Annotated in this window: 10 protein-coding genes; all 10 read right to left on the bottom strand. The window is 32.9% G+C overall.

Features of this window, described 5'->3' with window-relative positions:
* Positions 1-63: 63 nt before the first annotated feature.
* The 10 genes from EKH84_RS13570 to EKH84_RS13530 all read right to left on the bottom strand — a co-directional run bounded on the left by EKH84_RS13570 (position 64) and on the right by EKH84_RS13530 (position 11307).
* Complete coding sequence (locus EKH84_RS13570; protein ID WP_243118596.1) at positions 64-993, bottom strand: recombinase family protein; 930 nt, start codon at positions 991-993, stop codon at positions 64-66.
* A gap of 220 nt (positions 994-1213) precedes the next feature.
* Positions 1214-2059, bottom strand: coding sequence for a restriction endonuclease (locus EKH84_RS13565; RefSeq protein ID WP_127066720.1), 846 nt, complete (start codon positions 2057-2059; stop codon positions 1214-1216).
* Positions 2050-3180 (bottom strand): hypothetical protein, encoded by a 1131-nt coding sequence (locus tag EKH84_RS13560; RefSeq protein WP_127066719.1) that lies wholly within the window; start codon positions 3178-3180, stop codon positions 2050-2052. The genes EKH84_RS13565 and EKH84_RS13560 overlap by 10 nt, the downstream gene beginning before the upstream one ends.
* A 294-nt stretch (positions 3181-3474) precedes the next feature.
* Positions 3475-5580: a hypothetical protein gene (locus EKH84_RS13555; RefSeq protein WP_127066718.1), complete on the bottom strand. Its 2106-nt coding sequence runs from the start codon at positions 5578-5580 to the stop codon at positions 3475-3477.
* Between the two features lie 237 nt (positions 5581-5817).
* On the bottom strand, positions 5818-7416 hold the full coding sequence (locus tag EKH84_RS13550) for a recombinase family protein (protein WP_127066717.1): 1599 nt from the start codon (positions 7414-7416) through the stop codon (positions 5818-5820).
* Positions 7413-8342, bottom strand: coding sequence for a recombinase family protein (locus EKH84_RS13545; protein ID WP_127066716.1), 930 nt, complete (start codon positions 8340-8342; stop codon positions 7413-7415). The genes EKH84_RS13550 and EKH84_RS13545 overlap by 4 nt, the downstream gene beginning before the upstream one ends.
* Before the next feature lies 1 nt (position 8343).
* The gene (locus tag EKH84_RS13540; RefSeq protein WP_190283331.1) at positions 8344-9945 is read right to left on the bottom strand and encodes a recombinase family protein; all 1602 of its coding nucleotides are present in this window, start codon (positions 9943-9945) and stop codon (positions 8344-8346) included.
* A 64-nt stretch (positions 9946-10009) separates the two neighbouring features.
* A complete protein-coding gene (locus EKH84_RS22095; protein ID WP_190283330.1) occupies positions 10010-10162 on the bottom strand; it encodes an SHOCT domain-containing protein in 153 nt (50 codons plus the stop codon).
* Positions 10163-10229: 67 nt separating this feature from the next.
* On the bottom strand, positions 10230-10904 hold the full coding sequence (locus tag EKH84_RS13535) for a peptidoglycan recognition protein family protein (RefSeq protein ID WP_127066714.1): 675 nt from the start codon (positions 10902-10904) through the stop codon (positions 10230-10232).
* Complete coding sequence (locus EKH84_RS13530; protein ID WP_127066713.1) at positions 10888-11307, bottom strand: phage holin family protein; 420 nt, start codon at positions 11305-11307, stop codon at positions 10888-10890. Before EKH84_RS13530 ends, EKH84_RS13535 begins: the two co-directional genes overlap by 17 nt.
* Positions 11308-11312 lie beyond the last annotated feature (5 nt).

The raw sequence follows: 11312 nt of genomic DNA, 5'->3' as shown, positions 1-11312 counted from the left end.
TAAACTTAATTACAAAAGTGGTGTTTATTTTATGATTCAAATTTAGTCATGCTTTCAAAGTTTTTAATTGTTATTTTCACACTTCATACTCATACCATCCAATAATGTAATGTGCATTGTTCCTTTGTTATCAAACAGTTCAATCTGTTCTAGTATTCTAAGACACAGGCTTTCGTTGAATTGTTCTTGCTTTTCCTCTTGCTCTAATATCCCAATAAACTCATTTAACCTATATTGTTTTAATGCATTACTATCCTCTAACTCACCTTTCCATTTTTCTAAGAAATACTGCTTATTTGTAACTAGTTCATTAAATGCCGCCACAAAAGCTTTTTGTAAAACTTCCTCATTAACATGTTTACTCTCACACCCTTTTACTCCTTTTTCCTTATATCTATTGCTACACATCCACACCTTTCTTTTGGTTCCATCAGGCTGCATCCATGTTTTCCTACTATAAACCGAGCCACAAATGCCACATATAACTTTCCCACCAAAGGGTATTCTTGTGTCTAGATTTTTGATACCATGCTCCATACAAAATTTCTTACGCCTCTCCATTTCTAACTGAACAGCTTGCCAAGTTTCAGGTGCTATGATAGCTGGGTGGCTTTCCTCTACATAGTATTTGGGTACTTTACCGGTATTTTTCACACGCTCCTTTGTTAGGAAATCTACAGTATAAGTTTTCTGTAATATGGCATCACCTTTGTATTTCTCATTTTGCAAGATGCTTTTGATGGTGCTCTCATACCATTTAGTGGTGCCGTTCCAGTTTTTAACTTTCTCCTGCTCTAATTCCCTTGTGATATGAGCTGTGCCTTTCTCATCCAGGAAATCTTTATAAATCCTTCGTACAATGACTGCTTGCGTTTCATTGATGATAAGATTGCCTTCACTATCTTTGTCATAGCCTAAGAACTTCTTCTCATTAATGGTTACTTTACCTTGTTCAAAACGTCTTCTTACACCCCAGGTAGAGTTGAGGCTCAAACTTAAGCTTTCTTCTTGCCTTAGCACGTCAAACTTAATAGTATCTGCACTTTTATGCAATACTATGTATGATTGTACCCCCTGGGGTTGCAAATTATATAGAGGGTGCACTAGAAAATGTAGGGTGAAATCAGTTGCAATATAATAGGAAGAAACTCATACCATAAAAAAGAAGGTGCCCTGATTTTATCAGACTCACCCTTAAACTTGCATCATATTTTTAACCTCTAAGTAATTCTTCAACTAAATTATTAATATATCTAATCCTTTCAGTATAATTACCTTCTATTCTGGATTTGCAAATAATCTCAACAATATCTTTAGATGTTGAAGTAACGATACCATAATTTTTGGCGATATCTAACGCCCCAGATTGATGTCCCAAATTTGAAATATGCCACCCAATAATAGGACCTGTTGATGCCTTAAACCATGATGGTAAAACCTCACCTGCTCTATATGATAAATTATGTACATTATTAAGTGTTTGGACAAACTCTTTCATGTGCCCTACATTGTCTTTGGTTGAATATTTCTTACATTGCCCAATGATTCTAATAGGGCCTTTATTTCCAAATAAAAAATGAGCTTTTACTGGAAATTTTATACTAGCAATAAAATCTATTCCTCCTTCATTCCCAGCAGAGGTTAACTTTACATTTTCAGCTCCTAAAAATTTACATATTACACAGGCTAATGCCTCATATTTTCTATCATCTATACTGTCAATATACTTATATATGTATGGGCGAATAGTATATAAATATCGTCTTGTATCTTTAATTTTAGCACTATTTATACCTATCCATTTTATAGTCTTAGAGTATTCATTAACAATATCAAATAATGGTACTATATTATTAGCTAAATCAAATTCATAATCTTTCTTATACAAAGACCATATTGTATTAAGCTTTTTCTCTACTATACCATCAACTTGAGTCAAATCAGAATCTATTTCATGTATTACTGCCTCTTTTAAAATTTCTCTAAATTCGTATGTATCTGAGCTATATTCCTTCCTATACAAATATCGTATAACATTTGCATTATAATTTATTGGCATATTTCCTTTATTTCTCCTACGGCTTTTTCTAGTGAATTCAATAAGTCTAAGAGTTTCTCACTTTCGTTTTTAATTAACTTAAAGGGAAGATTTTCTAAGGATTTTATACATGCACTTATATTATTAAATGCTTCTTCGCTAGGATTAGAATCTCTAATATATTTTTTGGTATTTGCTAGATTATAGGCTTTTTCTAACTGTCCTTCATTTCTGAAGGCTTCAAATTCAACTGTTGCTTCTCTCAATAAATATGATAACATCCGAATATCATTACTTCTTGCAATTTTTCTTTGACCCCAATCACCATGAACATCTGATCCATCAAGTTGCTCTTCACTTCGAGGATATAGCCAAGATAAAAATTCATTAAAATGTAGGGAGTCCTCAAATTTATACTCTTTATCATTCCATTGTAACCATTCTCTAAAAGGGCCATTACTTCTACTAAAAAGTTCTTGAAAGTATGGATATGCTCTCTCATCCACTTCCCTAGAATAATCAGATTCTTCTGTTGCAATTCTAAAAGCATAATACCCTCTTACCCACTGACCGGCCCCAAAAGCAGTTAATCCGAAACGTTTACCAACTTCTGTTAAATTTAGATCTTCATCTTCCATTAATTTAACTAATAATTTAGCCTTATTAAATGCTGACCAATCATGTATTCCCATAATATGACGTAAACCTTGGAATATCCATGAGGGCTGTTGCTCGGATCCGGTGTATAACAAACAGTTGATTTCTGCTATTGATTCCATCACTTCTCCACTTACAGCTTCAGGATTTTTTTCATGTTTACTCTTAATTAATTTAGTAGCACAAATTCTTCTATTTCCCTCTAATACTACATATTTACCATCTTTAAATTCCTTTACTATCACCCTATCTATAGGTAAAAATCCGTTTGTTTCTATATTTACAATAAGTTTATCAACAGAAAAATCTTGTATTAATTTTTGTTGTGCTATAGTCTGTACATCAACATCATCAATACGATTATCTGAAACTTCATCCCATGTCATGGATGTAAATCTAGGATTATTTGGGTCTAAAAATATATTATCTAAATCTAATATTATGGGTGTTAACTCTTTAAAAATTGTTGTTGTTTCCGTACTCATTCTCTCACCTCTGTATAGTTATTTCTATCGCTTTCATTTTGATAATATATATTTTCTGCTATTTAGAATATTATATCAATTAACTTCTGATAATTCTATGTTTTTCTTAAATTAACTATTCTAACTTATTCAGTCAGATATGTGATGTCTTAGTATGCCAAATTCAAACTAAATAGTTTCTGTACTCTTATGATATATTATGTGTAATTGTACCACGAGGAGGTAAATTTTTATAAGGGACACTGCAACAAGGTTCACCACTAATAATTTTAATGGTGAACCTTATCCTATAATTTATTTAAATCGAATATTTTGACTTAAAATACTTGAAATTGCTTTATTTAATTGGGTATAGGCACTACTGCTATATATATTTTCACATAATTGAAGGTTTGTAAATACATTTGTTGATTCAAGTAAAAAGCCTTTAAACGCGTCTCTATAGTTAAAAGAAGGATATTTATTATCAGATGGTATCAACACATTATCATATACGATATTTTTGACAAATTGCTTGGTATAGTATTTTAAATATCTTGATAATAATTTTTTAAACTGTTCTTCTGCTTTATCATCTAATATTCCTCCTCCAATGACTATTACTTGTGAAACAATACGATCTAACATACTTGGAACAAGTATATAATTCTTTATAATTGCGTACAAATAATTTGGATATTGAATATTAAAAGACTTACAAGTTATAAAATACCACTCGTTAATTGAAGATTCCCATCCTTCACCTTTTTCTAAGTGCCTACGAAGTGCATTATACCCATTGCCATTAGGCGTTATTCCTACATTTTCACTTATATTTTTTAATATTAGGTTATGAACTGTACTCGTATATTTAGGTTCATTATTTAGTAAATCATGCATAATTCCATTTAAATTTTTAATGTCAATGGAAAAAGTAATATCATTTGCATTTGTATCTAATGTTACATACACAAATTCGTTAGGTTTATATACTTGTTCATAAAATGCTTTCAATAATGCTACTGCCTGAAAATAAGGATGATATGTGGATGCAATCTCCTCTGGTAATTGATCATCAGGTTTTAAATATACTGGGAAAACACCACACAATTGCAAACCTTTAGGATTTAATGCTTGTAAAATCTCATCTCTACATATGTTGGATTTATCTTCTATAATTTCTCTAGCTTTAATCCCGTCTAGTTTTACTGGTGTAATATTCGACATAGAAAAAGGATCTTCATTTTGTTCTTGTAAATTTTTACGAATAGAGTCAATTCCTAGATCAACTTTTGGCATAACTACTGCTAATGGTTTGTTCCTCACAAAAGTACTAGCTATTTCATTGAAAAGCTTCTTAATTTTTTTGCTCATCTCAGATTCTATTACTGGATTTATAAATATATAACCCGTACCAGTAAACTCTTTCATATAATCAGATAAGTTTTGGGAAGCATCACTATCACCATCATCATTGTGATATATACCTTTAGTATCTTCAAATGCAAATTCAATGTCACCATTTCGATCTCGCATCTTATTTAATAAATCTTGGTCTGATTCTATAAGGTTTTTAATAGTTGGATCTAATGGAACATATATTGTAATCGTTTCACATAAAACCTCTAGTGAGACTGTATCCTTAGTATCATTAGCTTTAAAAAATAAATCGATGAAATTCTTATGCATGGAAGTTTGCAATGCCTCATCTGTTGGTATTGCAATGTAGTAGAAACTATCATTTTTAGTATAACTATTAAAGCATACCTCAAAATGGGATTTCAATTGTTCGTTTATATCACTACAAATTGTAATCAAATCATTTTTTATACTTGAACATTGATTATCGAGATACATAGTAATTTCTGTGTGTATAGCTGTTCTAATGATATCCGCCCCTGCTTTATCAACACATCCTTGCTGTGCTTCTATTCCAATTTGCTTGATATCTTCAAAATTCAACTTAAAGCACACATCCAATATCCTATTAAAATATTCTTGTCTAATTGCGGTATCTAGTAAGAATATACCTGCAAACATCCCTGAAATGGTGTTCCATATTACCTTTAATCCTGCTTCTAGCTCCTGCTTCATAGCATCAGCAGTATAATTTTTAGGGGTATCAGCCGCTTTTTTTGCAAGCTTAACTAAATTGTTTGCTATATATGCTAGAAACTTAAATTGATTAATTACTAACTTTTTAGGTTCAATGATAAAAATCATATCTTTTTGCAATCTACTAGTATATACGATGACTTTGTTAACAATCGTAGAATTTGCTTCTCCAATTAAACCTTTAAAATATTTCCGTGCCCATGGTGCAATGTAAATGTTTTGATATGAGGTTTTACCAGTACCGCTAACACCTAAAAGTAAAAAGATGTTACCATTAAAAACCCCAAATTTTTCAATACCTTTCATATACATCTTCCTTTCAAAATTAAGAGTAAAGTAAATCCACTGGACAACGCAAAAAAATCGCTTACCTACCAGGCAAACGAATAGAATGAACTTGTATAATTACAATGTTACGTTCAAACCAATTTCCCCAGTGCTAGCTTTCAGGTACTACTCTTGAGCCACCCTACTGACAGTATCCACTTTCTAAAGACAGAATATAATAATTAGTCTTAAATGTCAATAATATTTTTAAATTAATTAATAAATTATTTCTACTCCACACTTAAATTCAAACCTAACTCGCTGATTCTCCAAAGCATATATCCGTTCTACCAATTGGCGTAGCATCTTATCGTCATACTCTGTAATTACCTCCCTCTTACTAGTCATTACTTCCACTAACTCTTTGATCTGCAACTTCCTCATTGCACATTCCTTTTCCTTTGCCAGCATCTCATCTTGCTGCTTAACTAGTTCATTGTACTCATTAGAAATATTAATATACTCCTCTCCAGAGATATTAGTTGAAGGCCTCATCCGAGATTGACTTTCTACTAGGCTTGTCAGAATCTCTGATAACTCTGCAATACGTGTTTCTATTTTATCTTTGTTCTGTAGCTGCTGCTCTAGCACCTTATTAATATTTACTAGCAGTGGTCCAATAAACTCTTCTTGATTTTGGACCAACTCATTCATTACCTTTATAAATGCTGATTGTAGATCAGTTTCATATATTGCTTCTGCTTTGCATTCTTTACCACCGGTTGCTATCCGTTTACCACATCGCCATACCCGTATCTTTTCTCCTGTATATGTCCAAGTACATCTCCTAAAAGTTGTACCGCATTCGCTACATACTATTCGGTGAGCCAAGGCGAACTTGGATTGATAAGTCATGGTTCCACCTTTTGAAGCACCTGGTAGGTTGTTGCGCCTTAATATTTCTTCCTGCACCTTCATGAACACTTCTTTTGTCACAATTCCTGGATGGCTATTTTCTACATAGTATAGTGGAAGTTGACCAGTATTTTTTATTCTCTTTTTTGTAAGGAAATCTTCAGTGTAGCTTTTTTGAAGAATGGCATCACCATAATACTTTTCATTCCGTAAAATACTTAATATCGTTGAATCAAACCACTTTTTTCCTCCACCTGGTGGTGTAACTCTATCCTTAGTAAGTTCTCTAGCTATTTGTTTTGCGCTTTTACCTTCTAGATAATCTTTGTAGATTCGTTTAATAATTTTAGCTTCCTTAGGCACAATAACTAGGTGACCCTGTTCATCTTTGGTATAACCCATGAATTGAGTATAGTTAAGCATTATTTCTCCCTGCTGGAACTTATGGGTTATCCCCCACCGCGTATTCGATGAGACTGATCTGCTCTCTTCTTGTGCCAGGGAAGAAAGTAGCGTGAGGAGAAATTCACCTTTAGAATCCAGTGTATTGACATTCTCCTTTTCAAAAAAGACTGCCACTTTATATTCTTTTAAAATTCTAATATACTTTAAACAATCCAAGGTATTTCTAGCAAATCGAGAAATAGATTTGGTGAGTACCAGATCTATTTTATTGGCCTTACAATCTGCTATCATTTTGTTAAATTGTGCTCGATTTTTAGTACTTGTTCCACTAATACCTTCATCAGCATAAATACCTGCAAAATCCCAACTGGGATTCTGTGCTATAAGGTCAGAATAGTGATTCATTTGTGCTTGATAACTTGTGAGCTGCTCCTCATTATCGGTACTTACTCTACAGTAAGCGCATACTTTAAGTTTAGCTATTTCTTGCCTTCCGGCGATTTCAAACACCGGCCTAGCTGGTATGACTGCTACATTTCTTGTCACAATTCTCATTCCTTCCCACGTTTACTGTAATCCGTATAATTTTTGTGTAGTACAATATTATTTAAAAATACAAAATCCACTTTACCTAATGGGAATAAAGTGACCTGTTTTATAACCTTATTAAATAAATTACTATCAAATTCTTGTGGTACTTCTTTTATTACATATAATAGCTCGCGTAGTTTTGCACTTTCTTCTTCATAATCGTCTAGTACTGTATGGGCCCATACTTCTTTAACTCGTCTATCTAATAAATCCAATATCATCTGTGTATTGGGTGTGCTTTCTTGCAATGCCTCTTTTATTACTAGGTCAACTTTTAATAGCTCATAACTAGTCTTTGTACTTTCTTTTTTAACAGGTACTTTTACAAGACTCTCAAATTTATTGTAAAATTCAGCAAATACTTGTATAAATAATTGCTCAAGTTCTGTATTATCAATGCTTATCCTACAGGATACTTTTCCCTCTGATATATAATTGCCACAACGCCATACTTGTCTTCTATAAGGCTTATTGGGACAAACAATGTGACTTTGACAAGTTTGATTACATTTTCCGCATACTACTATACCAGTAAAGGGATATTTTTTCTTTTTATTATAGGGCGTGTTATTATAATAAGTACTTTTATAACGCCCTTCTTCATATCTATTCTTATTAACTTCCAAATACATATTTTTTGAAATAATAGACGGAAATTCATTTGTTCCTTGATACTTTTTATTTTTAAGAATATATCCTACACTTCTATATTTCCATGTATCTAAAGGTGCTGGAGCATTCTCTTTGATTAACCATTTTGTAATATCTATTTGTGATACACCAGACAAGTACTTTTCAAAAATAGCCTCAACAAAAGGTGCCTCCTTCTCATTCAGTACAATTCTATTTTCTAGATTCAATTTATAACCATAGGGTAGGTGTCTAAACATATCAGTCTCCTATTTTTTCAGGTAACTCTATACCATTTTTTAATTTGAATACGATATTGTTTCTTGAGTAAACTATTATGGTGTCAATGATAGCATCAACTAATTCCTTATCTAAACTAGGAATTACTCCCTGGGTATCTTTTAATCGTGAGATTATCTTATCGGTATCATTTAAATTGCGGATAGTGGAAAAATACTTGTCAGCTAAAACTTGTTTCCTTTTCTTTAATTCATCCATCTTTGCACACAACTCATTGTTTTGAGCAGTATATAGCATAGGTGTTAAATTTCCCTTAGCTGACAAATCAGCAAGTACCCTCATTTGGCTGATTACTTGTTGAATCTGCAGATCATATTCTGCTATCTCTTTATTATCTTTTAATTTTTCAATATTTCTTAGAGTGCTACGATAAGGGACTAATAAATTATCTAGGCTAAAATACAACTTTTTTAGGACTACTATAGTTAATTTTGTAATAGAATCATCGTGAATGGAGCCCCCCTTGCATTTGGTGGTACCGTAGGTCCTTCTCTTACTACTACAATCCCAAGCGACTCTTGGATAAGTGGTACCTGAATTCTGAGTAGTTCTTCTTAATATACAACCACATTTACCACAAATAATTTTACTTGTTAATGGATAGCGATTTTGCATTTTTTTAGCTACATCCTCGGTTAGTCCTTTTGCTAGTCTTCTTTCAATTGATAACTTCTGAGCACGTTCAAAATCTTCTCTCGATATTATAGGTTCATGGTTGTCTTTAATATAATATTGGGGTTGCTCACCTTTATTTCGTTTTCTTTTAAAAGTAATCTCATCTCCTGTAATCGTCTTTTGCATTAACACGTCCCCACAATATTTTTCATTTTTAACCATTCTGTTTATTGTAGAGCCTTGCCATGTTGCATTTGTAATAGTTGGAATACCTTTTTGATTAAGCTCTCTTGCAATAACAGCAGTCCCTTTCCCTGAAAGATATTGCTCAAAAATATATTTTACTAATTTGGCTTCCTCTTGATTTATGACTAATGTCTGTTTTACTGGATCAACGTCATACCCCAAAAATTTCTTGGGAGCAATTTGAAATTTACCTTGACTATATCGCCGCTGATTGGCCCACCGTATATTCTTTGATAAGGAAATCATTTCCTCTTGTGCGATGGAGCTCAATATGGAGAGTACCAATTCGCTTTCCTCTGAAAGTGTATTAATATTTTCTTTCTCGAAAAATACCCCTATTCCTATCTCTTTAAGTTTCCTCACTACCTCAATGCAATCTGCAGTATTCCTTGCAAATCTGGATATGGACTTAGTAATTACTAGATCTATTAGCCCACACTCACAATCATTGATGAGTCTCATAAAATCAGTTCTCTTTTCTTTGCTTGTTCCACTTATCCCCTCATCAGCATATATGCCCACAAAATACCAGTTTTGATTGCTGTTAATATATTGAGTATAGTGTGTAACTTGGTTGGAAAATGAATTTAATTGCTCTTCATGTATAGAACTTACTCTACAATAGGCACAAACTCGAAGTTTACTTTCTTCTATTGTTTCATTTTTTTGAGTAGGTTCAATTACTGTAACCTTCTTCGACATTAGCATTTCCTCCATTTCTTTTAAGGTAGTGACATGTTACCGTACAAAGTAGATAACATCAAGGCTAGATAGAAGCTATTAGTGGTTTCCATTTCTCAATATTTAGAGCATCTATTTTTTTATATTCTGCTTCTGTAATAAGTCCCTGCAGCCAAAACTTGTTTAGAAGGCACACTGTAGCTTGATAATATATCTCATTTTTGTTTATTGAATCCATCAAAATCTCCTTTACAAGCATAAAAAATTAGGGTGACCCAATCGAGCCACCCCCTAAATATCATCAACTATTTAATTGTAACTACAGGCATTTTTTTCTCTTTATCATACCCGATATCTATATGATCATCTGCTAAATCCCGAAGCCTAATGTAATGAGTTTCTTCTATATTAATAGCACTCACTTGTTTCTCTTCTCCATTAAGCTGAATGGTTATCTGTGTGATATCTTCTTTTTCTAATCGCTTATTTACATCGTTCTTTAACTGTATCCATGCCTCATTGTGCGAAACATAATATTTGGGGCAATTCTTACCTGTTACATCATAGTGTCTAATTACATCTGTAAGTGGATTAAGTTTATAGCGCCTACAAATATCAGCAACAAGGTCTACTAACGCATCATAAGTAGGTGAAGTAAATTGTCCTTCCCAATCTTTGTGGCAAACCTCTATCCCCAGGTGCGTACCATTAGCCGAACTAGCATGGTAGGCCATTTCATTTTCGGGAATACAGGCAATAATCTCTCCATCAAGTCCTACAATATAATGAGCACTAGCATAAGTCATCCCACCATTATTATTCTTTTTTCCTACTTTCAGTCCTTCGAAGTAATTGCGATTAGCTTGTGCAGAGGAGTTTGGATTGGCCACCCAGTGAATAACTACTCCTTTAACGGCTTTTATAGCAATCTTAGGTCTAGAATATTGATTAACTGTTAGATAGTTATTCTGGATGTTCATCTTCTTCACTGTCCTTCTTGAGCTGTTCTAATACTGACTTAATCTTCTTAGGAATAGGAAGTCCCATACGTGTTGCATTTTCTAGAATGCTAATTCCTTCATTAGAGCTATAAAATAGTATGATTGCTGTTCTAAGAGCAGTGCCAGTTCCCAGCAGCTTTGAATCTATGATATGTCCTACTGCCACTAGCATAAAGATACTTACCTTTCTAAAAATCCCTTTAAAGCCTATTTCACTAGAAAGCTGATGTTCTACAATAGCAGCCATTACACCTGTTAGATAATCTATAAGAACAAAAGCAACTAATGAATAAATGAGTCCATCAAAGCCCCCCATTATCCCTCCTATAAAACCACCTATTGTTACAATGGCTATTCTAATTCCTTCTATTAAATCATTCATCTTCT

It is taken from the genome of Cellulosilyticum sp. WCF-2, assembly GCF_003990395.1.
GTDB classification, from domain to species: Bacteria; Bacillota; Clostridia; order Lachnospirales; family Cellulosilyticaceae; genus Cellulosilyticum; species Cellulosilyticum lentocellum.
The sequence above is the reverse complement of the archived record's forward strand: the minus strand, read 5'-3'. Positions and strand labels throughout refer to the sequence as shown.